Source organism: Gluconobacter cerinus (genome assembly GCF_025961355.1).
Lineage (GTDB): Bacteria > Pseudomonadota > Alphaproteobacteria > Acetobacterales > Acetobacteraceae > Gluconobacter > Gluconobacter cerinus.
Genome location: NZ_JAOQNM010000001.1, coordinates 2,438,425 through 2,462,587 on the forward strand (window position 1 = coordinate 2,438,425; position 24,163 = coordinate 2,462,587).

The window sequence follows — 24,163 nt, forward strand, 5'->3', positions numbered from 1 at the left end:
AATGCAAAACTGTGGTTTTGGCTGGGAGAACCGCGTCCTGGACGCGGCGATCGCGGTTAGTGGTGAGGTGCCCGGTCTGCCGGGAACCAACCTGCGCAATCAGCACGGTGCGGCCAGTCTTGGCTGGCGGGTGCCCTCCACGGGGGGCACGCTGACGCTGACCCTGTCCGGATCTGCACCCGTTCGGGCGATCAGCCTGCACCGGACCAATCTGTCCGCAGCGGCAACCTGGCACATCGAACTGCGTGCGGGTGGAAACAGGACATATTCCTGGGATGGATCTGCGGCGGTGGCGGGTGGTCAATGCGTTCATGTTCTGCCTGCCGGCCTCTCGGCGGATACCATCACGCTCTGGGTGAATGATCCGAACAATCCGGACGGTTTTCTCTCAATCCCGTTGGCCTTTGTCGGTCCTCTCTGGCAGCCGGCGCGGAACTACTCCACGGACAGCACGGAAACCCTGACGGTCGGCCAGCAGAGCACGACCACGCTGTCAGGCGGTGAATTCGTGGATGCGCGCTATGTCCAGCGCGGCCTGTCGATCGCGCATCAGTCCTATGGCGATGCGGATGCAGCTGTCCTGCGACAGATCCAGCGGGCCGCCGCTACGGGCCAGAATATTCTCTTTATCCCGGATCCGGACAGCGACCCTCCAGCGCTGGCTGAAACCGCACTGTTCGGGCGGCTGTCTGGCGGGGATCTCTCCAATCCGTTCGGGCCGGCTGATCGCCATGCCCAGACCCTCACTCTGACGGAAAGGCTGTGACATGGCAGCGCCCCTGCTCCTGGACCTTGTCCTGGAGACCTCGACCACACCGGGAACCGCATCATTCGTTTTGAATGGGGCCGTTCAGGACCGACGCTCGTTTGCGGCCGCCGCGCCAGGCGGTGGGCAGGTGTTCTATTTTGCCGATGATGGCACGCAGGCGGAATGGGGTGTGGGTGTCCTGACAGTGGGCACACCGAACACGCTCAGTCGCCAGACCATCCGGGGCACGACGCAGAATTCCACGTCAGCCCTGAATTTCACCGGGACGGTCCGGGTGTATTCCTGGGTTCCAAGTTCCTATCTGCCGCTTCTGGATGGCAATGGCCTGCTGACAGTGGCGGGTCTGTCCACTGATGCAGCGGCAATCAAGGCGCTTGTCGTGTCAGGCAGTGCCCTGGTGCCGAATGTCAGTGACTGGGGCAGTCAGCAGTCCGTGCCTGCGATTCAGGCCGATGCCCGGTACCTGCGGAAATATGGTGACTCCGCCGCAGTGGCTCCGGACCTGCTCACGATCTATCTGGGCAATGGTCAGCTCGGGGCTTATGCAGGTGGAAACTGGCACACCTTCCAGCCCGCAGGCGATTATGCCACGAATGCCCGCGTCAATGACGTCGCCAGTAGTGCAGCCAACGCGGCCAGCTCTGCCAGCGCCAATGCAGAGACCCGAATTCTGCGTGCGGGCGACACAAGCCAAAACCAGACCGTCAATGGCTATCTGACGGTTCAGTATGGCGGAGGGAAATTCAGCTTCCAGCCAGACGGAAACGCCGTGGCCTATGACGGGTCGGGGAATGCCTTTTTCTCCGTGTCTTCGGGCACCATCAACTGGAACGGCCATGGCTTTGTCTTCACTGACGATCTGCCGCTCCCCAAGACGGACAAGATTGTCCGCATGATTGTCCGTGGGGTCGCGTCTCAAAGCCGCGTGACGTTCTCTTCCGGCTTCTCGGATACGCCGCAGGTGATGGCGCAGAACGCCAGTCCGAGCGACGCAAACTGCAAGGCAGTCAATGCCGATGCGGGTGGCTTCACGTTGTGGATCAACGGCGGCGGCACAACAGACATCACGGTATTTGCAATCGGACCCAAATAAATGACCACTGCTCTTGAGGCCATCAAGGCCGCTTATCCGGATCGCTATTATGCGGCCACGGATGGCACGACCGTCACGGGCGTTTATGACGCCTGGTCCGGCACCACGGAAGATCCGCAGGCCCGCATCAATGTGCTGGATCTGCCGGCTGCCTCCAGCCTGATCGTGCTGACGGCCGACCAGTTTTCTGACACGGTCGGGGCCAGCAACATCCCTGTCAGCAATGGCGCGCTGACCTATGGTGGGCGTTATGTCGCCTGTTACGACCACACGGCCGCGCAGCCGACTGCGATCCTAAGCTGGTTCGATCTGTGGACGCTTGGCTCTCATGCCAATCTCCCGGCCCTGGCCGACATGCATTTTCTGTCTGCGGCTGAATGGCAGGCTCTGGGCGGGGATTATGGCTACAAGGGAAACAAAGGTCTTCAGGACGGCAAAATTGTGGATTACACGCCGCCGCCCGCGCCCATTCCGCTGACACTCCAGGCCGAGACCGAAAAGACCTGGATCCAGCAACAGGCCAGCCTTGCCGCTGCCATGGGCGAGACCTTCACCGACGCCATGAAGGCTTACGTGAAAGCTGTCGCAGCGATTGCCAGCAGTACTGACACGACTAGCACGGCATTGCCCGCGCGGCCCGATCCAGTCATGGCCTGATCGCCAGCCCTTACACTTACGCCTGTTCTGACAGCTGCCTCCGGGCGGCTTTTTTATGGAAAAATCATGCCTGATACACAGACCTCCGCTCCAAGCCTGAATGCACCTGCAAGCAAGGACGAGGTGATCCGGATCCTGGAAGACCGGGTTCTCAAGCTGGAAACTCTTGTCTCTGCCCTTGGCGACAATCAGTCTGATCTGCGGGCTGAAATGCGCTCTGAGATCGCGTCCCTGCGCACTCAGATCAGCGATCTGAAGGAAGACCTGGAAGACGGGATTAAAGCGCTTGGATCCAAGGTTGACCGCGTCATGGGTGGTAAGGCCGTTGTCACGGCGCTTGTCACCTTGGCAACGTCAATCCTTGGATCTGGGGTGGTTCATTTGGTGGTTTCGATTGGAGGATGACGAATAAACTGATAATTTTCTGAATATATAGAAACGATATACGGTATATATAATAATTCAAGTAATTTTTAATTTCCTTGGGAAATATAAGTTAACCTTGGATTATGCTTGACTTATAAAATTTGTCGAGATTTCTATGTTGAAATAATTTGAAGGATTCGCTCAATGACGGTAGATGAAATTGACTTTGGGTCAGAAGATGCGCGAAATTTGCGCCTTAGAACTGATGAAGAAAAGAAAGTTTTTCTTTCAAGTTACGTTCTCCCGTCGAAATTTAAGCTAGAAGACTTCCTTGAAGGCTACAAATATTTTGTGTTTGGAGGTAAAGGAGCTGGAAAAACTGCCCTCCTGCAATATATAAGAATTCGAGCTGAAATAGATTTAGAAGCTGAGTCTATGTTCTTCTACTTCCAAAGCTCTTTTTCAAAAGATGAACTGAGAGCTTTTCTTGCCAACCACGCAAAAGAAAATGGCCAAGTTATAGATGATAGAGATTTATACGACGCTGATGAATCAGCTCTTTTTTGGCGATTATTTTTATTAGCTCAAGCAGCAAAACTTCTAAAAAAAGCGGGTATACAAGAAGGGGCTGCTGACGAATTCGCAAAACTTGTTGAATCGGCAAAACTTATTTCTCAAGCAAAGAATATAGGTAAAAAATATCCAAACCTTCAGAAATTTTCGGTAACCCTCTCTAAGAACCCTCAGTTTCAATTAGACGGCACTTTTGAGAACGCGACTGTAGGCGATCTTTCGATTTATCTACAGCTTTCAGAGGAAAAGCTCGAAGAAATTTATCTGGATCGTACGCCTCTGTTTATCTTCGTTGATGAGATGGAAGTATATTTGAAGGGAGACGAAACCGATGCGTTTCGTCTATCCGCTGTTGCCTCTTTAGTAAGAGCAGTACGGGACTTCAACGAGCGTTTCTACCACTCTCATATAAGAGTTATCGCAGCAATTCGTGATGCCGTCGTGGATCAAGTCTCCTCTGTACAAGGCGAAATTTACCGAATAATTCGCGACAATGGCGTGCAACTAGATTGGCCGGGAACGGTTCAAATGGGACTTCATCCGCTTGAAAAAATGATACTAGGGCGCATAGTTGCTCAAGATAAATCATTCGAAAAAAGTGGTAAGTCAGGAAATGATTCATCACTCTATGAAGCCTTAACTAAGTACTTTCCCGGCAATCATATATTAAGAAAATGTTTGAATTTAACGTGGTATAGACCAAGAGATGTAGCGCTTCTATTTGAAGAAGCTTCAACTATAGATAAAGGGAAAAGTCATTTTTCGCCTTATACCCTTTCTGATGGTGTTGTTAAAGCACTTGGAAAGCGATTATGGCAAGATGCTATATCTGGTCTTGCTGTAAAGTATAATCCTATGGAATTGAATGGTATTGATAGAATACTTAGGGGCGGAAATGAGTATTATAGCAAAAGCTCTCTGATTGCACGCATGGACGAACTAAGTGATATGTACGAAGATGTAGCAATACTCAGTGATAATAAATGGATAACAATTATAGAAGACCTGTATCAAGTTGGGGCGATATATTGTTCATCCGTTTCCAGTGGTAATAAGAATTTCTGCTTTAGAGGAGATGCTATGCCTAGTTTAAGTAAGGATTTTTCTATTGGCGTGCACAGAGTTCTTTTCAAGGAGTTATCTATAAGAACTTAGAGAATATAATTATTAATAACCTTTTCCATACTTTTTACAGTAATAAGTAATTATCCAATCACAGCCGCCCAACTGGGCGGCTTTTTTTATGGAAAAATCCCATGAATGAAACTGCCGTCGTGCTGGCCACGGCGCTCCTGAAGCTGCCCGGTTTCGAAGGATTCCGGTCAAAGCCTTATGTCTGCCCTGCCGGCTGCTGGACGATTGGTTATGGCAGTCGCTGGCTGAAATCCGGAAAGCCCGTCACAGCCAGAACGCCGCCCATCAGTGAAGCGGACGCAGCCAGCCTTCTGCTCCAGTCGGTCATGTCCTATGACGCGACCCTGTCGCGCCTGGTCAAGGTTCCGCTCTCGGATATCCAGCGGGCGGCACTGTTATCCTGGCAATACAATGTCGGCACGCCAGCCGTGGAAAGCTCCACGCTTCTGCGCAAGCTGAATGCTGGGGATTATGCCGGCGCGGCCAATGAGCTGCCACGCTGGAACAAGGCGACCGTGAAAGGCCATCTGGTCGAACTGGCCGGCCTGACCAATCGCCGCGCTTATGAACGGGATGTGTTCCTGGGCAAGCGGACAGTCATGGGAGCGAACCATGCAATGGTCTGATCTTCTCGGCTTGCTCCCGCCTCAGGTCCTGCTCTGGGGTGGCCTCTTTCTTGTTTTGACGTCGATGCTGCTGAATGTCTGCGGCTTTCTGCGATCTCGGATTGCGCCGCCGGCTCCCGGATCTCGGTGGGTCAGGCCCTATCAGCTTCTGAGCGTTCTGGCCTTCGAGCAGAAATATGCCGCCGCCATGTACAGGATCGGGCTCACGGCCGTCATGACGACGCGGGCTGAAGCACCGCTTTTGAAAAAGGCCGGCGCGGATAGTGGCGTGCAGATCCTCGACAGCAAAGGCAAGCCCAAAGCGCCCACCTGACTGAGCCCTTCAGCCGGTCCTGGCTCGATCATCCTCATACCTCAGATCTCCGAAGGAGGCAGCAAGTCTGCTGTCAGACCGTCGGATGCAACGCCGCCCATCGAGGCGGCTTTTTTTATGGAAGAAACACCAATGGCTTTTAACTCTGTGACGGCCCTTCAGAGTCTCGTGAACCAGTCCCTGGGTAAGGCTGACACGGCAACTGCCCAGCAGGTTGTCAGTGTCGGCGGTCTCGTCCTTCAGGGCGTTCTCGCGGCCAGTATCTCCCGTCTGGCGGGGCATGTGGACGTTAATGCGCTCGATGCCGCTCTGACCAAGACGCTGGAAGGGGCGACGGAACTCGAGCGCGTTCTGGCAGTCGGTCCGGTTACTCAGGCGCCCGCGGCGGAAGCTGCTGATCTCAATCAGCCTGCCCAGTGAATACGGCCAGCCTGGCGATTGTTGGTGTCATGCTCCTTGTGGGCGTGGCATCGGCCTTCGGGCTCTATCGAGCCGGGGGGAAATCGCAGAAAGCCGATACGGCTGACCAGAACGTGAAAGATGCGCAAGCTGCTCTCAATCGGGCCTCCGCTATGGCCCAAGCTGAAACACATAAGCCAACAACTGGAAGCGACGTTTTAGCGAGATTAAACAGAGGTAGCGCATGAAGTGGATTGTTCTTGGGCTCGCGCTGACAAGTTGCACTTCTGCCCGCTATGAGCCGTGTCCTACCCTCGTTTCTTATTCGAATACTGACCAAAAAGAATTGGCGAGTGAGATCCGAAAAAGCCCACAGCCGCAGATTATCCGCTGGATAGGTGACTATATCGGGCTGCGCGATCAGGTGCGCGTTTGTCAAAAGTAAACTGGTCGTAGACGCGACAGCAAGATATACCTTGCAAATGTCCCAAAATTCTTCATCATATGATGAGAAATTTTGGGACATGGCTGATGGAATTGAAATTTGCTCGAACTCTAGAAGAGCAGGATGCTCAGCTTACGCTCTGGGGACTGGCTCGTGATCCGATCATTGAGGCGGTGATCCATGCTCAGAGTTACTATACACAGAGCACGCTTCTCCATCCGAGAGGGTATCAGTTCATTTCCGCTTACGCAGAGTGTGGTAAGCGTTTGCGAGAAAATTTTATCCCACTAGGCTGGAAAAAATGCGATCTCAATAATCAAACGGCCATCCGTCACGAGGGCCTGATGTTACGCATCGCTCCGTGTAACTTCGACTCAGCTACGGCGGATGAAAGTCGACAGCCACGGAATATAAGTCAAAAGGGGTTTGCCGCCTCAGCCAATACCTCCGATAACGAGCAACTGTGTTTGTTCGGTGGTGGCTTGCCTAGAGTTGCACGTAATGCAGCTATTCCGATGCTCAAGGGCTACACGACCCTTATCCTCGCTATGAATTTCGAGGAAGATTTCCCCAAAGCGGAAGTTTCTCTCCCTACTAAATTTGAAAATGGGCGTTACACAACATTCATCAACCGTGTCCCATTGCTCGATGGACGTAGGCCGCGCAATGAGCCTATTGCACCGCACCAGACAAACGAAACGTTTGGTGAAGTTGAGATACCAATCAGGGAAGTGTCGTGAATATCAACCCAGAACGTCTGGATTTTGTGAGACAGCGCTTATTGTTAAACAAGAGTGAATTTGCTGAACGCCTTGAGGTTGATCGCAAAACATTGCAGCGCATTTATAAATTAGAATGTGATGCTAGTGATGAAATTGTTGCGAGGCTAATTAGTTTTTCCGGGTATTCGAAAGAGTTTTTCCACAAGTCGGACCCTGTCCTACCTAATGCCAACGGTGTTAGTTTTCGGTCCCTCAGGTCCCTCACGGCAAAATCACGAGATGCCGCTTTAGCTGCTGCAGGACTGGCTTTTGAGTTTGACGAGTGGGTTCGCAAGCAATTTGCCCTCCCGGAGCATGACCTGCCACAACTCGTTGATTATGGCCCAAGAGAAGCTGCGCGCGCTTTGCGTGCGCAATGGGGCATTGGTGTGCGTCCGATCGGAAACATGATCAATATTCTTGAGTCTCATGGTGTTCGAGTGTTCAGCCTTGTCGAAGAAACGCGACACTTAGATGCATACGCTTACTGGCATGATGACGCGCCATACGTATTTCTCAATACTTGCAAGACGGGTGAGCACAGCCGTTTCGACGCTGCGCATGAACTTGGTCATCTCGTGATGCACCGACACTCAGGTACAGCTAAACGGGATGCGGAGTTCGAAGCAAATACTTTTGCTTCAGAGTTTTTGATGCCTCAAGCCGACCTGATTGCCGAATGGACGCAACGACGTCTTTATACGGTGGCTGATCTTTCTAAGGCCAAGCAAAGATGGGGAGTCTCGGTAGCGGCTCTGAATTATGCACTACATAGCGCTGGACTGCTTACAGAATGGCAGAAGAACACAAATTTCATAGAACTTAGCAGACGGGGGCGCTCTAACGAACCCAACCCAATCCAGCACGAAACGTCCCAGATCTGGGCAAAAATACTATCAGCATTTTGGAAACGAGGAATGTCCTTAAGCCACATCGCGAATGAATTGTGTATTCCAGAAACTGAACTCTCCAGGCTGCTTTTCAATGTGGCAGCGCCTGCACGCCTGCCGGAAAGGCAGGCTCCGAAGCTTACATTGGTTTCCTGACAGAGTAAGATTCTACCAACTCTTGACCGTTACTATTTCTTTCAACCGCATTGTGTGGCGCGGGGATAACAGAGATCGGCAGGACTGCCCTAACCTCATTGAACGGCTCTTCAGATGGCATAAGGTTCGAAAAAGTATGGAATGTAGGTTTGCTGTTTGCAAACTGCATGAAGTTCAACGGTCTTGTTTTGCATTGTGAACGCAAACTTTCCCATTGAAAAATAAGGAAAACCGGACTCCTTCTAAGCTGTGGGTCGCTGGTTCGAATCCAGCAGGGCGCGCCAGCCTGCTTAACAGCAGCGCCGCGCGCCTAGCAAATTTCAAAAATTAGTTGGCAGAATTATTCTTGCTGTAGGCATCTCGAAGAACCTTTTCCACTGCTGGTTCTGGTGATCCGAGAAGTGTTTGCTTCAAGGCGCTGTTAGCCTTGATCGACAAAAGCCCCCATGCGCCTGAATGGTCGTCTGCCATTACAATTTCGAGTTGCTGCGCCGCACAGTCGTGGGGTTTGCACATGTGACCCAGTGCATAGCGTTTTCCATCCTGAGAAAAATATTCCACAGGCGTTGATGTGCCCTGTCCTGACACGACCCAGGCCGGCAAAGTGATCATGCTTTTATAGGCCTCCTTGAAGCCCGAACGGCTCAGGAGTTCCTGTGTCGTTGGGACTTCTGCAGACGCAAGTGAGGTGGAGAGTGCGATAAGGGGTAACATCGCTGCGAATAATTTCAGTTTCATATGTAGTGTTCTCTCCAGCCGATCTCGTTCAGTCAGACAAAGTGATTCCGTTACTCCTCAGTTTCTGGAGGAGGGCGCTTTGGTCCGCGTTGATGCCACGGCAGGCCTCAAGCGCGATGTCTGTTCTAAAGCCACAGCGCATGGCGTCCTCAGCAGTTGCCGCGACACAGAAATCAAGCGCCAGGCCACAGATCACAACATGGTTGATGGAAAGGCCGCTGAGGAGCGCATTCAGGCCGGTAGAGGTGACACGGTCATTGTCGAAGAACGCTGAGTAGCTATCCCGATTCTGCGCCATTCCTTTGTGAATGATATGGCTGATCGGGCTAAGATCGAGAGATTTTGGAAAATCAGCACCTGCCGACGCTGCAACACAATGTGCGGGCCAAGGTCCGCCTTGTTGCGTGAAAGAGCAGTGATTTGCGGGATGCCAGTCCTGAGTGGCAATCACGGCCCCAAAGCCCAGATGGGACAGGGTATTAACCTGAGCAATGATTTCATCGCCTCTCGGAACAGCCAAGGCTCCATGAGGCAAAAAATCATTCTGGACGTCGACGATAATCAGAGCTGAGTGCTGAAAATCAGGCAAAGGAGCAATCTTCCGAGGCTGAGGCAGGAACCATGTCCTGCAGAACGCATTGTGCGATCTTAATCAGCCGCCATGCCTGGAAGAAAGGTTTCCCGTTAGAGGCGTGTCACCAGAAGCTGGTTAATCCGGAAGCCTTCAACGTCCACAACTTCGAATCGGAAGCCTGAAGATTCGACGCTATCGGCCTTTCGGGCCATGCGACGCAGGCGATTCATCACGAAGCCACCAACGGTATCGAAATTCTGGGCATCGTCGAAAATCGGAATATCCAGTTCGCGAATAACGTCACCGATTGGTGCTGCTCCATCGATCAGCCAGGAGTTGGCATCGCGGCGGACAATGGCCTGCTCCTCAAATGGGCTGACCAGACCATCCATCAGAGCGCCCATGATGTCCTTGTAGGTGATAAGGCCTACGACTAGGCCATATTCATTCACGATCAGTGCAAAGCCTGCGGAATGAGCATCAAACTGCGCGAGAGTTTCCCACAGGTTCAGCGTGTCAGGCAGGGACAAGACATCCCGGCGCATCTTGAAGATCTGGCTGGCGACGGGCGTCAGGCTCTCCTTGGATTGCGGCTCATCCACAACCGCAACCAGAACGTCTTCTGCGCGAATAGACCCGATCACGCGATCCAGACCGCCATCGCAAAGGGGATAGCGGGAGTAGGGGCGCACGCGAACCTTGTCCCGTTGGCTCTCTGGTGTTTCCTGAACGTCCAGAAAGACGATCTCATCACGCGGGGTCATGGCGGACGTTACGGAGCGATCCTGAAGGCCCAGAACATTCTGAATCATCTGATGCTCCTGCTCCAGCAGGATACCAGAGGCTGTTCCTGCAGCGAGAATAGCGCGCAGATCTTCAGGCGTTACAGGCTCGACAGTGGCCGCGGCTGGGATTTTCATAACGCGCAGAAGCACATCCGATACGCGCGAAAAGACCCACACCGCAGGATACAGAACCTTCAGCGCCAAGGCAGGGAACCACCCAACCTTAAGAGCGATCCGATCCGGTGCATTCATCGCAATCCGCTTGGGAAGCAGATCCGCGAACAGGACGAAAAGTCCCGTAATAAGAATGAAGGAGCAGGCCGAGCCGCCCTTGGCCGAAAGAGACGGCGAAAAGCCCATGAGCTGAAAGCCGTCTGCGATGGGCTCGCTCAACATCGATTCGCTGATGATACCGCCAAGAACGCCAACGGCATTCAGGCAGATCTGCAGGACAGTAATGACCTGCCCGCTGTTGCGACGGAGCTTCAGAAAGGCAACGGCTCGTGGATCGCCGGCTTCTGCTTTCGAGCGAAGCCTGACGTCACGAGCTGCGGCGAAGGAAATCTCTGAAAGAGAGATCAGGATGGAGACCGCGATCAGGACGACGGTCGCGAGAAGGCCCAGCAGGAGAAGAACAATCATGTGCTGGGTGTAAGAAGAAACTTGCATGCAGGCGGCATCATACTCCGAAGACACCAGAACACGCCAATTATCTTCGGGTGGCAGCCATGCAGGTCCTCAATGTCTTAAAACTGTCAAATCCCTGCCAATGTTCTCCAACCGGCTTCATCAACAGTTTCGAGCCCCAGATCAGCAGCCTTCTTTGCTTTTGATCCGGCTTTTTCTCCCAGCACAACCAGAGACGTCTTTTTGGAAACACTATCGGTTACCTGTGCCCCAAGACGCTCCGCGATAGCTTTTGCTTCAGGGCGCGTCATTGTGGTCAGGGTGCCGGTGAAGACGATGGTTTTACCCGAGAGGTGGCCTTCGGACGGTGCTTCTTCTGCTTCAATTGTATGAAGTTGCTGCCGAAGATCATCAAGTGTTTCGACGTTGTGGGCTTCTGAAAAGAATGCGACCAGTTCGTCTGCAATCGCACCACCGACGCCCATGATGGAATCTAACGCTTCCCGCTCTTCACTGCCCGCGTTCGCGGCTACCATTGCGTCGCGCCAGGCTTCGAAGGTGCCGTAATGCCGCGCAAGCAACTGGGCGTTACGCTCCCCGATCCGGCGAATTCCAAGACCGAAGATGAGCCTCGCCAGAGATATAGTCCGTCGCTCATCAATCGCCTGTAGAAGATTCCTGACCGAGAGCTCTCCCCAGCCGTCTCGTTTCTGAAGTTCATCCTGATGTGCGCTCAGGCGAAAAATATCTCCTGGGCGCAGGACGTAGCCCGCGGCATGAAATTCTCGGATGCTGCGGTCTCCGAGGCCGTCAATGTCGAACGCGCCTCGTGACACCATGTGGATGAGGCGTTCCACAACCTGTGCCTCACAGGTCAGTCCGCCCGTACAGCGGCGCACTGCTTCTCCATGAACACGCTCAGCCAGTGATCCGCAGACCGGGCAGTGATCAGGGAAGACATATCGCGGGCTGCGTGGCTCATCGCTTTCCACAACGCTCAGAATTTGTGGAATGACGTCTCCGGCACGTTGAAGGCGAACCAGATCGCCATCACGAACGTCTTTACGGGCGATTTCGTCTTCGTTGTGCAGGGTTGCGCGCGAAACGATCACGCCACCAACATTGACGGGCTCCAGATGAGCCACAGGGGTCAACGCGCCAGTTCGTCCGACCTGAATTTCAATCCGCAGCAGCCGGGTGATGGCCTGTTCAGCCGGGAACTTCCAGGCGATGGCCCAGCGCGGTGCACGACCTGCAAACCCCAGCCGGTTCTGAAGGGCTATATCGTTCAGTTTGAAGACAATGCCATCGATATCATAATCGAGGCTGGAGCGATCGAGAGCGAGCCTGTCCACATACGCGGGGATATCCCGGGCATGTTCGATCAGTTCGGACAGGGGATTAACCGTGAAGCCCCAGCGTGTCAGGGCTTCAAGATATCCTGAATGGGTTTCGCTTACAGCGGACGATGCGTAACCCTGAGCGTAGGCGAACAGGGACAAGGGTCGGCTGCGTGTGATTTCCGGGTCTAGCTGCCGCAGAGATCCTGCTGCGGCATTTCGCGGATTGGCGAACGGTTTGATTCCGCGCTCTGCCTGTTGCTCATTCAGGGTTAGGAAGTTCTTCTTTGAGAGGAAAACTTCACCACGGATTTCTATGACATCTGGTGCATCATCAGGGAGAGTGTGCGGAATATCCTTGAGCGTCAGCAGATTGGCCGTGACGTCTTCACCCTCGATACCGTTTCCGCGCGTGACGCCCCGGACGAATTTTCGATTTTCATACGTCAGGTTGATAGAGAGGCCGTCAATTTTGGGCTCGGCGACAAATTGAAGGGCTTGAATGCCGTCGTCATCCAGTCCCAGAAAGCGACCGGCGCGGGAAACAAATCCTTCAAATCCGTCTGCACCAAAGACGTTATCCAGAGACAGCATCGGAACAAGGTGACGGTGCTTTCCAAAAGCCGAATCGGGAAGGGCGCCTACGCGATTGCTCGCTCCTCCCTCACGACGAAGCTCAGGGTTGGCGTCTTCCAGTTCCAGAAGCTCACGCCGGGCAGCATCATATTCTGCGTCAGAAACCTCCGGGTCGTCCTTGCCGTGATAGGCCTCGTCCCATCGGGTGAGCAGAGTCTCAAGTTCGGCGTGACGATCGGCAGAATTCATGCGGTCTGTTCCAGAAGGCTATCTGCGGCGCCGCGTGCCGCATCAGTAATGACGTCACCCGCAAGCATTCGTGCAATTTCTTCGCGGCGGGCTTCACGGGAAAGAGGCTCTGCAAGTGTTTCAGTGCGCTCGTTGCGGATGCGCTTGGCAATGCGCAGGTGATGGTCACCTCGCGCGGCAACCTGCGGGCTGTGCGTTACGACGAGGACCTGTACGTCCTGTGCGACCTTGTGCAGCCGGTCGCCGATTGATGATGCGGTTGCGCCGCCAACGCCAGAGTCCACCTCGTCAAAGACCAGTGTTCCCACATCAGAGCGCTGAGCCAGCACAACCTTCAGCGCCAGCATCAGACGCGATAGCTCACCGCCAGAGGCCACTTTGGCCAATGGACCGGGCGCCTGACCGGGGTTTGCTGCGATAAGAAAAGAGGATTGCTCCATGCCGCGGCTGTTCCATTGTTCGGGTGCGAGCGGGAGCAGCGAGACAATGAAACGGGCGCGTTCAAGCTTGACCGGCTTCAACTCACGGCTGACGGCCTGCTCAAGTTTCTGAGCAGAGTGTTCGCGCGCCTTGGACAGAGCTTTCGCGGCTTCTTCATAGGCCAGCCGCGCTTCTGTCAGAGCGATTTCAAGCCGTGACAGTTCGGCATTACCCGAATCGAGCGCAGCCAGACGGCTTTTCAGGGACGCGAGAAAGGACGGGAGTTCGGCGACCGAGACATTATGTTTTCTGGCTTCGGCCCGCAGGGAGAAAAGACGCTCTTCTGTCTCTTCCAGCAGCCGTGGATCGCTCTCCGTATCGGCAGCAAGACGCGTTAGCAGCATTTCTGCTTCTGCTAACGCTTCCTCAGCTTTTTCCAGCGCATCCAAAGCTTCCTGAGCCTGCGCCTGATGAGTGGAGGTGCTGCCCTCAGTTTCTGCAGAAGACGGCAGCAGCCGGACCAATGCCCTGCTGGCAGACCGCAAAGCTGCGGAAGGGTTTGATGAGCGTCGGTCACGCGGCGTCAGTTCAGAAAGGGCTGCGGCAACAGCCTCTCCGCGACGTTCGTCTTGCTGAAGACTGACACGGAGCGCGGCAAGCGACTCTTCTTCGCCTTCCTGAGGAGCCAAAGTCGAGAGGTCATCAACTGTCGCGCGCAGCCACTCTTCCTCGCGCGCAGCAGCATCCATTTCGGAGCGTGCCTTTGCGAGGGCTGTGCGGGCATTGGCCCATTGATGAAACGTTGTGGCGGTTCGCGCCAACAGGTCCCGTTTGACGCCAAAGGCATCCAGCAAATTCAGGTGAGTGCTCTGATCAGCGAGACCCATCTGCTCGTGCTGGCCCTGGATTTCTACGAGTTGAGACGCGATACGCCGCAGCAGGCTAATTCCAACCGGCTGATCCGAGACATAAGCGCGTGAGCGTCCATCAGGCGTGACGATACGGCGCAGCACCAGAGGCTCCGAAGCTTCCTCCAGTGCGATTCCCTGTTCACTTAGGAGAGTGAAAACAGGATGCCCGGACGGAACTTCAAAGATGGCAGCCACACTGGCTTGCGCTGCCCCGGAGCGGATCAGTCCAGCATTGGCACGGTCGCCGAGGGCAAGGCCAAGGCTATCGAGCAGGATGGATTTACCAGCACCGGTCTCGCCCGTCAGAACGGTGAGACCAGCGGCCAAGGTCAGATCGAGCTTTTCGATCAGAACGACGTCACGGATCGAGAGATGGGTCAGCATGACGGGAATGTTGTGTGTAGTGAGGCGTGTTTCAAACGCCTCACATCAGAATACGCTATGCCAGGCGCGGGAAAAGAATCCACGCGGCTTGCTGGACGTCTTGGTGGGCTGCTTGAACTCACTGGACAGCAGCTTGTTATCCCGCAGATTTGCATAGGCATAGCGGTACCACTGACTGTCTGGATAGTTGTAGCCCAGTACGGATGCCGTCTGTCTGGCCTGATCCTTGAGACCGAGAGCCAAATAGACTTCGACAAGACGCTCCAGCGCTTCAGCCACGTGGTTCGTGGTCTGGAAATCCTGCACGACACGCTGATAACGCGTCATTGCGGCTTCATAGTTGCGCTGCTGCTGATACCAGCGGCCAACCAGCATTTCCTTGCCTGCAAGATGATCACGGCACAGATCAATCTTCAGCTGGGCATCACGTGCGTACGCTGTCTGTGGGAAGCGGGTAATAACCTCTTCCAGAGCATCAAGGGCTTCAACCGTTCCCTGCTGGTCACGCTGCACGTCAGCGATTTGCTCATAATAGCAAAGCGCGCGCAGATAGAAGGCATAGGCCGCATCAGGGCTGGTCGGGTGGAGCTGGAGATAACGCTCAAGCTGCTGAACCGAAAGCGCATACTCACCTTGCAGGTAGTAGGCATAGCCTTCCATCAGCTCGGCATTTCCGGTGAAGCCGGAATACGGATAGTTCTGCTGAAGCAGCTCGAATTCGCCGCCCGCCAGTTCATATCGGCCGGAATGAAGAGCATCGATACCGTAGTTATACAGCGTCTCTGCGTCAGCAGCCTTTGGAATGACCGGCTTCTCATGCTTGTGAGAAAGCAATGAACAGCCTGACAGAAGCAGCAAACCGCTTACGGCCGCAGCCTTCAGAACAAGACCCCGTCCGTTCCAGGACACTTCGAAATGATGCTGAGTGCTGCTTGCCATACCTGCTCTTCCCGTGAAGCCCGTCTTATATCACGGGAATGCGGGGACGAAAGACCCGCCATTTAACCTTAGGCTGCGACGCGTGTGCGACGATGGCCGCGTGCCGAAACGGTAGGGGTCTCTGCTTCAAAACGCCAGTTTTTCTGATCTGAGAAAACGCTGCGCAGAAGCTCGTTATTGATCTTGTGACCAGACTTATGGCCGATAAATCCCGCTTTCAGACGATAGCCGCAGCAATAGAGATCACCGATAGCATCCAAAAGCTTATGCCGGGCAAATTCCCGTTCGATTTTCAGGCCCGCTGGATTAAGGATGGTCTTACCGTCCACTACAACAGCATTGTCGAGAGACCCGCCACGGGCGAGGCCGATACTTTGAAGATACTCAATGTCTTTGCGGTTCACAAAAGTACGGCAGAAAGACACTTCTTCCAGAAAACGCGCCGGATCAAGCTGCATGGCATAGCGCTGACACCCGATGGCTTCAGCATCAAAATTTAACGAAATTGCAAGAGAAAGACCGCGTTGAGCCGGGCGCAGCTCAGCAAAAGCGCCGTTGTCGCCCTCAACTCTAACGTTTCGAAGAATTTCAATAATTTTTCGTGGCGTATTCAGCGTTTTCTTGCCCGCGCATCGCAAGAGGAAGGCAAAGGCATCTGCCGAACCATCCAGAACAGGCAGTTCCGGCCCGCTGACTGAAATGAGCGCATTATCAATTTCCATGGCGTTAAGCGCCGCCATCAAATGCTCAATGGTCGCTACACGTAAAGAAGGATCGTCTTTGCATGCGACAACAGTCGAGAGTTTGGTGTCGATAATCCGGTCATAGAGAGCGGGAAACGAAGGAGAGCCGGGGTAATCGCTCCGCTGAAAGCGAATACCTGTATCCGCTTCGGCTGGAGAAATTTCCAGATCGACATCAAGGCCACTGTGAAGGGCGATGCCTCGGCAGGATATGGGAGAATGAAGGGTTGTCTGCAGGTTCTTCAAATCGGGACGCTCAGAGAAAAGAGGCGTCTGCGTGCTGTCAGACGCGCTGGAAAGTAGCGGGCGGACCTTTCGATCTGCTGGAACCGACTTTCCATGATGCGCTGGCGTAACCTGCATGAATCCCCCGACGATTTAGACTGGCTTATAATAAAACCCAGTCATCGCCGGAGTGCCATTCAATGATTGTTGCCGGATATTACCTGACTGCTTTCCTGCGATGCGCAAGATTTTGCAGGAAAGCAGTTCGCTTATTCAGCGACGGAGATAGGTGGGAATATCGAGCGTGGAATCATCGCTACCGTCAGACGGCGCTTGGTTATGGCGCTGGTCGGAGGGGTTATGATGATCCGTCTGCTGATATGCGTCACGGCTGTTCTGTTCCGTGCGCGGTGCTTGCGGGGCTACTTGCTGCGGAGCCGGACGGCTCCGGAAAGCGCCTGTCATAAGGCCGAAAATGCTGCGTGGGGCTTCTGGAGCTGGTGCACGTGGCGGCTCGGAAAACAGGCCAGCGCGCGGGGAGCGAGGTGCTGCATCGTCCTGCGGGGCTGCGACGTGCGGCTGCTGAGGGGCCGCATGTGGCGGTGGTGCAACCGGGCTCTCTGCTGCCGGTGGGGGCGATGCAGGCTGCTGTGACGCGTTCGGGTCAAGGTTGAAGTTCGGGCGTGGCGGCCCACCTGCGTAGGTTGATCCCGGCTGAAACGTCTGGGGTGCCTGGCGGCTTTGAGCAGACGTATCACGTGGAGCCGAGGCCGACGGGGCCTGCTGCGGAGGCGACGCAGGAGCGGTTTCTGTGTTGCCCGGATCATTTCTGGACTGGGTGTCGATGCCGGTCGCCACAACTGAAACGCGGATGCGCCCGTTCATGTTTTCATCGATCAGAGCACCAAAGATGATGTTGGCTTCTTCGGCAACTTCTTCACGAATACGGTCAGCAGCTGCGTTCACTTCGTAAAGTGTCAGATCTTCACCACCTGTGATGTTGATCAGCAGACCGCGGGCGCCAGCCATGGAGGCATCTTCAAGCAGTGGGTTGGAAATGGCGCGCTCGGCAGCGGCAACGGCGCGATCTTCACCGTCGTCTTCCGTGGTGGCTTCACCGGTGCCCATCATGGCTTTGCCCATCTCTTCCATCACGGCCTTCACGTCCGCAAAGTCGAGATTGATGAGGCCCGGAGAGACCATCAGGTCCGTAATGCCGCGAACACCCATGTTCAGGACGTTGTCAGCCATTTTAAAGGCTTCACGGAACGTCGTGTTCTGGTTCGCGGAATTGAACAGGTTCTGGTTCGGAATAACAATCAGGGTATCGACGTGCTTTTGAAGCTCGGCGATACCGGACTCAGCAGCCAGCGTGCGGCGGCGACCTTCAAAGTTGAAGGGCTTCGACACCACACCAACTGTCAGAACGCCGCGTTCACGGGCCATGCGCGCGATAACCGGGGCCGCACCCGTACCCGTACCACCGCCCATACCGGCTGTGATGAAGACCAGATTTGCCCCTTCGAGCTGACGCTCGATTTCCTGTGCAGCTTCTTCAGCAGCTTCGCGGCCGATTTCCGGCTTGGCGCCTGCGCCGAGACCGCGTGTCAGATGGGGGCCAAGCTGGACGCGGCGTTCAGCCTTGGAGTGGGCGAGCTGCTGCGCATCCGTGTTGGCAACAACGAACTCGACGCCCTTGAGCTCCGAATCGATCATGTTGTTGACGGCATTCGTGCCACCACCACCAACACCGACGACGGTAATGCGCGGGGCCAGTTCAACGTGAGAGTTCGGGGTCGGGGTAAGGTTCAAAGTCATGATCAGGTCCGGAACTGCGAGGAAGCAACGGAAAAAAGGGCGTTATTTTCTGTGTAGCTCATCCACGGTCGCGGATGAACCCCACGAGACGTTTCAGAAGGCTGCCAGATCGAGGTTCCGGGGTTGAAATGTCCCCAAAGTCCCGATCTGCGCCCGCTGCCCAGGCCAGAAGCCCCGCAGCGGTGGAAAAACCGGCCGAAGCTGCAGCAGTCTCCGGCAGGCCATGAACGTTCAGCGGTTTGCCCATGCGAACCGGCCGGGCAAGAATGCGTGTTGCGACAGGCACAATGCCTTCCATCAGGGAAGCTCCGCCTGTCAGAACAACACGCCCGTTGGCGAGACGTCCCAGACCTGCATTGTCCAGAGCATGGCGCACAAGTTCAAGTGTCTCTTCAACGCGAGGCTGAATAACGGAGATCACTTTCGAGCGTGGAATACGGGCCAAACGGTCCCGGCCTTCTCCAATGAGGGGCACGGAGAGGATTTCGCGTTGATCGTCGGACCCGAGCTGTGCCGCACCATACATGGTTTTCAGGCGCTCTGCAGTTTCCAGAGACGTCGAAAGAACGCCCGCAATATCACGGGTAACATGAAGGCCACCAACAGGGATTTGTGCCGTATGGATCAGTCGGCCTTCACAGAAAACTGCGAGAGAGGTGGTTCCGCCTCCCATTTCCACGACGGTAACGCCCAGATCACGTTCTTCGTCAGCCAGCACGGCAACGCCAGAGGCAAAGGGGCTGGAAACCAGTCCGTCGAGTTTGAGCTCTGAATGCTGAAGAACGGTATCCAGTGTGCGGAGAGCACTGGAGTTCATGTCAACAACGTGCAGTTTCGTCGCCAGTTGTTCACACTGATGGCCACGCGGATCAGCAATACCAGGCATGGAGTCAACGACATACCCGATGGGAAGGGTATGGATGACGTCCCGACCTTCTGACCATGCACGAGCCTGCCCGTCCGTGATCAGGCGCTGAACATCGCCATCCGTCACTTCACGGCCACCAATGGGCATGTGGGCATCGATCAGGCGGCTTCGGGGATGACCACAGGACAGATTGACGACCAGCGAGTCCATGCGTCGCTCTGCGGCTTCCTCTGCCTGACCAACGGTGGCGCGAATGGCAGCTTCGGTTTCACGAATATCGACGATCGATCCAGATCGAATGCCGTGAGAGCGCCGCCAGCCATAACCCAGAACCTGAATGGAACCATCCGGCTCACCCTTGCCAATGAGGCAGGTCATTTTCGTTGTGCCGATATCCAGCGCACCGAAAACGCCATTGCGCCAGACGCGAGGTTTGGATGTCTCTTCCGGAGGCAGCGGCAGGATTTCACGTGATGCGCGGTTCAGCGCAACTTCGCGTTCGCCCCCCACAGGGATCAGGGACCGGCCCCGCAGACCACCCCGGCGGCGAAAGGCCGGAAGATCGGACGTTGGTGTAAGATCGGTCATGGCTGCTGTGTCGTCTGGCTGCTGTCAGAAGGAGGGGCGGGTGAGTCTGTTTTGGGCGCGTCAGGAGGAGGTGTGGGCGCGGGTGTCTGATGAATGACCATGCGATCTGGAAGGCGCATGTCAATCGAGACGACAGGACGATCCAGCAGGTTCATGCTTGTCTGGTATTGCGCGAGACGTGCAAACGCTGCGGCCTCTTCGCCTTCGGGGAGCATGACAGTTGTCCCGTCTTTCAGGGTCACATTCCAGCGCCTGTTTCCCACACGAATGAGAGCCGTCACACGGGATTTGACATCGGGCTGTTTGGCTAAAGCGTCAATGACGACGGACGCGGCAGTATTGGCACCATCGCCAACGACAAGCGGTAGCTGAAGGAATGCCTGAGCATTCTTGCCTGTCATGCCCTGATCGGGAACTTCTTCGCCGGCCTGATTAATGAGCGAAAAATGTCCATGTGTTTGCCAGACGGCGATGGGTGTACGTTCGGTCAGGTTAATGATGATCGTATCCGGCATCCGCCGCTCGACGGTCGCATGATCAACGAAGGGAAGTTCATCAATGCGCTGGCGTGCGGCTTCGACAGAAAAACCAAAAATTGGGTGACCAGTGCTCGTTCCCAGTGCTTCGTAAATTGATGCTTCGCTGGTCATGCCGCGACCATTGATGATGACGTGCCGAATAGGCAGCGGCTCCATAGCCACAAGTTTGGCTCTTAGCGGAGCAAAACGCTCCTCCGACGCTGCGTCATACAGGAGGCGCGCTCCTACTCCTCCCAGTCCGACCACGACAAGGAATACGATTCCTGGGCGAATCAGTTTCCGTTGACGGCGCAGGAACAGTTTCGTCCGTGACGGCCGGTCCTCGTAAGGCGGCATCGGCGCCGGGCGGAAAGCTGGGTCACGTCGGAAATCGGGTTCCTGAGGGCGGGAGTCCCTGCGCATCAGCGGGTCAGTGCCTCCTGAACCAGCCAGTCACAAAGATCCGGATAGGAGATACCGCAATACGCAGCCTGTTCCGGGAGCAGTGAGGTTGGGGTCATACCGGGCTGCGTGTTAACCTCGAGAACGATCAGAGTGTCTGTCTCGTCATCGTAGCGGAAATCCGTTCTGCTGGCGCCAGAACATCCCAGAATCTGATGAGCACGCAGAGCATAATCCAGTGCACGCTCGGTCACGCTTTCTGGCAGCTCTGCCGGGACGACGTGCCTGGAGCCACCAGCTTTGTACTTTGCTTCGAAATCGTAGAATGCAGCCGTTTCGGCAGGCAGGATGTCGGTTACGGCGAGAGCGCGGTCACCCATCACGCCCGCAGTCAATTCACGGCCAGGCACGAAGGCTTCAACAAGAGCTTCTTTGCCGAAGCGCCAGTTCTTTGCGATTTCGGCACGACGGTTGTCACCCTGGCGGATAATTTCAACGCCGACCGACGATCCTTCTGCAACGGGCTTCACAACGTACGGAACGGGCAGCGGGTCTGCTTCTGCCAGTTCTTCAGGCGTGATGACACGGCCTTCCGCAATGGGAAGTCCCGCTGCCGCGAGCAGCATACGGGTTGCTCCCTTGTCCATTGCGACAGCAGAGGCGCGGATACCAGAGTGTGTGTACGGAAGTCCCATCCATTCCAGCACACCCTGAATGGCGCCATCTTCGCCTTTGGGGCCATGTAATGCATTGAAGACGACGTCCGGGGCGGCCTCTTTTAGAGCCTGGATCGTGACGGCAATATCGGCGCCGACATCGACTGGCGTTACTTCATGCCCCTTCTCGCGCAGGGCGGAGATGGCTGCATTGCCACTGACAAGGCTGACAGGTCGCTCGCTGGACGTACCGCCATATAAAACTGCGACCTTCATACTGTCTTCTCTCCTACGTCACGACGACCAATGCGTCTGATCTCCCAGTGCAGGTCAATTCCGCTGTGGTCCAGAACTTTCTTGCGAACAGTTTCCCCAAGCGTTTCAAGCTGTTCGCTACTGGCATCACCAATGTTCAGCAGGAAGTTGCAATGCTTCTCACTGACCTGAGCGCCACCCAGCGTCAGGCCACGGCAACCTGCTTCATCAATCAGCGCCCAGGCTTTGTGACCGTCTGGGTTACGAAACGTTGAGCCACCAGTGCGGGCACGAACAGGCTGGGACGCTTCGCGAGAGGCACGAATTTCTGCAAGGCGTTCCCGAATGGCATCTGGCGCGTTCGGTGTGCCACGCAGTCTGGCCCGAATGACAATAGCACCTTCCGGCAAAGCCGAATGACGGTACGCAAAGCCCAGTTCTTCACAGGTGAGGCGACGCAACTCGCCATCTGACGTGAGAATATCCACCCAATCGAGAACGGCATTGATGTCCGAACCATAAGCGCCAGCATTCATGCGCACAGCGCCGCCGATGGACCCGGGAATGCCGACAAGAAATTCCAGTCCAGCCAGGCCTGCAGCGGCACTGTGCTCGGCCACCGTAACATCCAGAGCTGCGGCGCCCACTACCAGGCCGTCAGTCTGGACTTCAATGTCCGAGAAACCACGGGCCAGCCGGACCACCACGCCTTCAATACCACCATCGCGGATGATGACATTTGAGCATGCGCCCAAAACTGTCAGGGACATGCCAACGGGGCGGTTCCGCAGCAGGTCAGCCAGATCATCGGCGTCTTCTGGCACGAACAGCCAGTCAGCCGGGCCGCCAGTACGGAACCAGGCGCGGGCTCCCAGCGGTGCATTGGCGGTCAGACGTCCGCGAAGGCCCTGAACTGGAAAGTTGTCGCTCATACAGCGCTTTCCGGCGCCGGGCTCTTGGTGTTCAGAGCTTCCAGTTCTTGCGGAAGGGTCTGAGCCCACTGGGTAATTGTGCCAGCACCGAGGCAGACGACGTAGTCGCCAGGCTTTGCAATTGCATTCACCATTTCAGGAAGAAGCTCAGGTGAGGGCAATGGCACAACAGACCGATGTCCACGATCCCGCAGGCCTTCAACCAGAGCATCACGATCTGCGCCTTCAATCGGGCTTTCACCAGCTGCATACACGTCAGCCACGATAACGGTGTCAGCATCGTTCATGCAGGTGCAGAATTCGCCGAACAGGCCTTTCAGGCGGGAATAGCGATGCGGCTGCACCACGGCGATGACGTTCTTTGCGCCTGCCTGACGGGCAGCTTTCAGGACAGCCGCAATCTCGACCGGATGGTGACCATAATCGTCAATGATTGACACGCCATTGAATTCACCCGTCCGCGTGAAACGACGCTTCACGCCCTTGAAGGACGCAAGGCCGGAGGCGATGACGGAATCACTGATTTCCATTTCCAGCGCCACCGCGATGGCTGCCAGAGAGTTCAGAACGTTATGATGCCCCAGCATTGGCAGGCGGAACGGACCGGCGCGACGCGTGCGGTTGCGGGCGCGGTTCGTGACCACAACCTCGAATGTTGCGCCACGCTTGTCCATCACGACCTTCTCAGCACGAACATCGGCTTGCGGGCTGAAACCGTAGGTGATGATGCGGTGATCGGACAGGCGCGGGATCATCTGCTGAACCTGAGGGTGATCTACGCACAGCACCGCAAAGCCATAGAACGGAATGTTGGAGACGAACTGGTCATAGCCCGCCTGCATGGCTTCTTCCGTACCCCAGTGATCCAGATGCTCGGGATCCATGTTCGTGATGACCGCAATGACCGCAGGTAAACGAAGGAATGATCCGTCGCTTTCGTCGGCCTCAACAACCATCCAGTCACCGGAGCCCATACGGGTGTTGGTGCCGTATGCCTCGATGATGCCACCATTGATGACGGTCGGGTCCAGCTTCGCATGCTCCAGAACACACGCCACAAGGCTTGTCGTCGTGGTCTTGCCGTGTGTGCCGCCGATCGCGACAGACCAGCGCAGTCGCATCAGTTCTGCCAGCATTTCCGCACGACGAACGACCGGGATCAGCTTTGCCCGCGCCGCAACAACCTCAGGGTTGTCTTTCTTGACGGCGGTAGAGGTCACGACAACCTGGGCGTCACCCAGATTGGAGGCATCATGTCCGATGTGGATCTGGATGCCAGCGTGTCGTAGACGCTGAACATTCGAGCTTTCCGCAATATCTGAACCCTGAACCCGGTAGCCCAGCATGTGCAGGACTTCTGCAATGCCGGACATCCCGATACCGCCGATACCGACGAAATGAATGGTTCCGATGTTCAGGGGCAGGGCGCGCAT

Annotated in this window: 24 protein-coding genes; 10 read left to right on the forward strand and 14 right to left on the reverse strand. The window is 55.4% G+C overall.

Going from position 1 to position 24,163, the window contains the following annotated elements; genetic code table 11:
- Position 1 precedes the first annotated feature (1 nt).
- The 8 genes from M2305_RS11375 (at position 2) to M2305_RS11410 (ending at position 5,951) form a co-directional block, all read left to right on the forward strand.
- The gene (locus M2305_RS11375) at positions 2–766 is read left to right on the forward strand and encodes a hypothetical protein (protein ID WP_264649409.1); all 765 of its coding nucleotides are present in this window, start codon (positions 2–4) and stop codon (positions 764–766) included.
- A gap of 1 nt (position 767) precedes the next feature.
- A complete protein-coding gene (locus tag M2305_RS11380; protein ID WP_264649410.1) occupies positions 768–1,862 on the forward strand; it encodes a hypothetical protein in 1,095 nt (364 codons plus the stop codon).
- On the forward strand, positions 1,863–2,519 hold the full coding sequence (locus M2305_RS11385; RefSeq protein WP_264649411.1) for a hypothetical protein: 657 nt from the start codon (positions 1,863–1,865) through the stop codon (positions 2,517–2,519).
- A 66-nt stretch (positions 2,520–2,585) separates the two neighbouring features.
- Positions 2,586–2,924: a hypothetical protein gene (locus tag M2305_RS11390; RefSeq protein ID WP_264649412.1), complete on the forward strand. Its 339-nt coding sequence runs from the start codon at positions 2,586–2,588 to the stop codon at positions 2,922–2,924.
- Between the two features lie 165 nt (positions 2,925–3,089).
- Positions 3,090–4,613, forward strand: a complete 1,524-nt coding sequence (locus M2305_RS11395; protein WP_264649413.1) for a P-loop ATPase, Sll1717 family — start codon at positions 3,090–3,092, stop codon at positions 4,611–4,613.
- A gap of 101 nt (positions 4,614–4,714) precedes the next feature.
- The gene (locus M2305_RS11400) at positions 4,715–5,218 is read left to right on the forward strand and encodes a lysozyme (protein WP_264649414.1); all 504 of its coding nucleotides are present in this window, start codon (positions 4,715–4,717) and stop codon (positions 5,216–5,218) included.
- Complete coding sequence (locus tag M2305_RS11405; protein WP_264649415.1) at positions 5,205–5,531, forward strand: hypothetical protein; 327 nt, start codon at positions 5,205–5,207, stop codon at positions 5,529–5,531. The genes M2305_RS11400 and M2305_RS11405 overlap by 14 nt, the downstream gene beginning before the upstream one ends.
- 132 nt (positions 5,532–5,663) lie before the next feature.
- Positions 5,664–5,951: a hypothetical protein gene (locus M2305_RS11410; protein ID WP_264649416.1), complete on the forward strand. Its 288-nt coding sequence runs from the start codon at positions 5,664–5,666 to the stop codon at positions 5,949–5,951.
- Here M2305_RS11410 and M2305_RS11415 read toward each other — a convergent pair.
- On the reverse strand, positions 5,936–6,079 hold the full coding sequence (locus M2305_RS11415; protein ID WP_264649417.1) for a hypothetical protein: 144 nt from the start codon (positions 6,077–6,079) through the stop codon (positions 5,936–5,938). The two genes, M2305_RS11410 and M2305_RS11415, sit on opposite strands and share 16 nt — an antisense overlap.
- Before the next feature lie 382 nt (positions 6,080–6,461).
- Between M2305_RS11415 and M2305_RS16395 the strand changes: the two genes are divergently transcribed.
- Together M2305_RS16395 and M2305_RS16315 are read left to right on the forward strand one after the other, a co-directional pair.
- Entirely contained in the window at positions 6,462–7,115 is a 654-nt protein-coding gene (locus M2305_RS16395; protein WP_264649418.1) for a hypothetical protein, read from the forward strand.
- Positions 7,112–8,182: an ImmA/IrrE family metallo-endopeptidase gene (locus M2305_RS16315; protein ID WP_264649419.1), complete on the forward strand. Its 1,071-nt coding sequence runs from the start codon at positions 7,112–7,114 to the stop codon at positions 8,180–8,182. Before M2305_RS16395 ends, M2305_RS16315 begins: the two co-directional genes overlap by 4 nt.
- Positions 8,183–8,509: 327 nt before the next feature.
- On the opposite strand, the gene M2305_RS11430 is transcribed toward M2305_RS16315, so the two are convergent.
- The 13 genes from M2305_RS11430 to murC form a co-directional block, all read right to left on the reverse strand.
- Positions 8,510–8,920: an Ivy family c-type lysozyme inhibitor gene (locus tag M2305_RS11430; RefSeq protein ID WP_211503927.1), complete on the reverse strand. Its 411-nt coding sequence runs from the start codon at positions 8,918–8,920 to the stop codon at positions 8,510–8,512.
- Between the two features lie 28 nt (positions 8,921–8,948).
- The gene (locus M2305_RS11435; RefSeq protein WP_264649420.1) at positions 8,949–9,509 is read right to left on the reverse strand and encodes an isochorismatase family protein; all 561 of its coding nucleotides are present in this window, start codon (positions 9,507–9,509) and stop codon (positions 8,949–8,951) included.
- A gap of 95 nt (positions 9,510–9,604) precedes the next feature.
- Positions 9,605–10,948 carry a hemolysin family protein gene (locus M2305_RS11440; protein ID WP_046902044.1) on the reverse strand — a complete coding sequence of 448 codons (1,344 nt, stop codon included), beginning with the start codon at positions 10,946–10,948 and terminating at the stop codon, positions 9,605–9,607.
- Positions 10,949–11,034: 86 nt separating this feature from the next.
- Entirely contained in the window at positions 11,035–13,071 is a 2,037-nt protein-coding gene (ligA, locus tag M2305_RS11445; protein ID WP_264649421.1) for an NAD-dependent DNA ligase LigA, read from the reverse strand.
- Positions 13,068–14,786, reverse strand: a complete 1,719-nt coding sequence (recN, locus tag M2305_RS11450) for a DNA repair protein RecN (protein ID WP_211500632.1) — start codon at positions 14,784–14,786, stop codon at positions 13,068–13,070. Before recN ends, ligA begins: the two co-directional genes overlap by 4 nt.
- Before the next feature lie 45 nt (positions 14,787–14,831).
- Positions 14,832–15,725 (reverse strand): outer membrane protein assembly factor BamD, encoded by an 894-nt coding sequence (locus M2305_RS11455; protein ID WP_046901363.1) that lies wholly within the window; start codon positions 15,723–15,725, stop codon positions 14,832–14,834.
- Positions 15,726–15,793: 68 nt separating this feature from the next.
- A complete protein-coding gene (lpxC, locus tag M2305_RS11460) occupies positions 15,794–16,831 on the reverse strand; it encodes a UDP-3-O-acyl-N-acetylglucosamine deacetylase (RefSeq protein WP_211497263.1) in 1,038 nt (345 codons plus the stop codon).
- A 135-nt stretch (positions 16,832–16,966) separates the two neighbouring features.
- Positions 16,967–18,511 (reverse strand): cell division protein FtsZ, encoded by a 1,545-nt coding sequence (ftsZ, locus tag M2305_RS11465; protein WP_264649422.1) that lies wholly within the window; start codon positions 18,509–18,511, stop codon positions 16,967–16,969.
- Positions 18,512–18,569: 58 nt separating this feature from the next.
- Positions 18,570–19,967, reverse strand: a complete 1,398-nt coding sequence (ftsA, locus tag M2305_RS11470) for a cell division protein FtsA (RefSeq protein ID WP_264649423.1) — start codon at positions 19,965–19,967, stop codon at positions 18,570–18,572.
- Positions 19,964–20,908 (reverse strand): cell division protein FtsQ/DivIB, encoded by a 945-nt coding sequence (locus M2305_RS11475; RefSeq protein ID WP_080951485.1) that lies wholly within the window; start codon positions 20,906–20,908, stop codon positions 19,964–19,966. Before M2305_RS11475 ends, ftsA begins: the two co-directional genes overlap by 4 nt.
- Positions 20,908–21,819 (reverse strand): D-alanine--D-alanine ligase, encoded by a 912-nt coding sequence (locus M2305_RS11480; RefSeq protein WP_264649424.1) that lies wholly within the window; start codon positions 21,817–21,819, stop codon positions 20,908–20,910. The genes M2305_RS11475 and M2305_RS11480 overlap by 1 nt, the downstream gene beginning before the upstream one ends.
- On the reverse strand, positions 21,816–22,730 hold the full coding sequence (gene murB, locus M2305_RS11485) for a UDP-N-acetylmuramate dehydrogenase (RefSeq protein WP_264649425.1): 915 nt from the start codon (positions 22,728–22,730) through the stop codon (positions 21,816–21,818). The genes M2305_RS11480 and murB overlap by 4 nt, the downstream gene beginning before the upstream one ends.
- On the reverse strand, positions 22,727–24,163 hold the full coding sequence (gene murC / locus M2305_RS11490; protein ID WP_046901369.1) for a UDP-N-acetylmuramate--L-alanine ligase: 1,437 nt from the start codon (positions 24,161–24,163) through the stop codon (positions 22,727–22,729). Before murC ends, murB begins: the two co-directional genes overlap by 4 nt.

Bases quoted from the DNA above. Each gene is read 5' to 3' on its own strand.
- ligA (WP_264649421.1), bottom strand. From the start codon at position 13,071: ATGAATTCTGCCGATCGTCACGCCGAACTTGAGACTCTGCTCACCCGA.
- M2305_RS11410 (WP_264649416.1), top strand. From the start codon at position 5,664: ATGGCTTTTAACTCTGTGACGGCCCTTCAGAGTCTCGTGAACCAGTCC.
- murB (WP_264649425.1), bottom strand. From the start codon at position 22,730: ATGAGCGACAACTTTCCAGTTCAGGGCCTTCGCGGACGTCTGACCGCC.
- M2305_RS16395 (WP_264649418.1), top strand. From the start codon at position 6,462: ATGGAATTGAAATTTGCTCGAACTCTAGAAGAGCAGGATGCTCAGCTT.
- M2305_RS11475 (WP_080951485.1), bottom strand. From the start codon at position 20,908: ATGCGCAGGGACTCCCGCCCTCAGGAACCCGATTTCCGACGTGACCCA.
- murC (WP_046901369.1), bottom strand. From the start codon at position 24,163: ATGCGCGCCCTGCCCCTGAACATCGGAACCATTCATTTCGTCGGTATC.
- ftsZ (WP_264649422.1), bottom strand. From the start codon at position 18,511: ATGACTTTGAACCTTACCCCGACCCCGAACTCTCACGTTGAACTGGCC.
- M2305_RS11385 (WP_264649411.1), top strand. From the start codon at position 1,863: ATGACCACTGCTCTTGAGGCCATCAAGGCCGCTTATCCGGATCGCTAT.
- M2305_RS11390 (WP_264649412.1), top strand. From the start codon at position 2,586: ATGCCTGATACACAGACCTCCGCTCCAAGCCTGAATGCACCTGCAAGC.
- M2305_RS11400 (WP_264649414.1), top strand. From the start codon at position 4,715: ATGAATGAAACTGCCGTCGTGCTGGCCACGGCGCTCCTGAAGCTGCCC.
- ftsA (WP_264649423.1), bottom strand. From the start codon at position 19,967: ATGACCGATCTTACACCAACGTCCGATCTTCCGGCCTTTCGCCGCCGG.
- M2305_RS11405 (WP_264649415.1), top strand. From the start codon at position 5,205: ATGCAATGGTCTGATCTTCTCGGCTTGCTCCCGCCTCAGGTCCTGCTC.
- M2305_RS11430 (WP_211503927.1), bottom strand. From the start codon at position 8,920: ATGAAACTGAAATTATTCGCAGCGATGTTACCCCTTATCGCACTCTCC.
- lpxC (WP_211497263.1), bottom strand. From the start codon at position 16,831: ATGCAGGTTACGCCAGCGCATCATGGAAAGTCGGTTCCAGCAGATCGA.
- M2305_RS11480 (WP_264649424.1), bottom strand. From the start codon at position 21,819: ATGAAGGTCGCAGTTTTATATGGCGGTACGTCCAGCGAGCGACCTGTC.
- M2305_RS11440 (WP_046902044.1), bottom strand. From the start codon at position 10,948: ATGCAAGTTTCTTCTTACACCCAGCACATGATTGTTCTTCTCCTGCTG.
- recN (WP_211500632.1), bottom strand. From the start codon at position 14,786: ATGCTGACCCATCTCTCGATCCGTGACGTCGTTCTGATCGAAAAGCTC.
- M2305_RS11375 (WP_264649409.1), top strand. From the start codon at position 2: ATGCAAAACTGTGGTTTTGGCTGGGAGAACCGCGTCCTGGACGCGGCG.
- M2305_RS11455 (WP_046901363.1), bottom strand. From the start codon at position 15,725: ATGGCAAGCAGCACTCAGCATCATTTCGAAGTGTCCTGGAACGGACGG.
- M2305_RS11380 (WP_264649410.1), top strand. From the start codon at position 768: ATGGCAGCGCCCCTGCTCCTGGACCTTGTCCTGGAGACCTCGACCACA.
- M2305_RS11395 (WP_264649413.1), top strand. From the start codon at position 3,090: ATGACGGTAGATGAAATTGACTTTGGGTCAGAAGATGCGCGAAATTTG.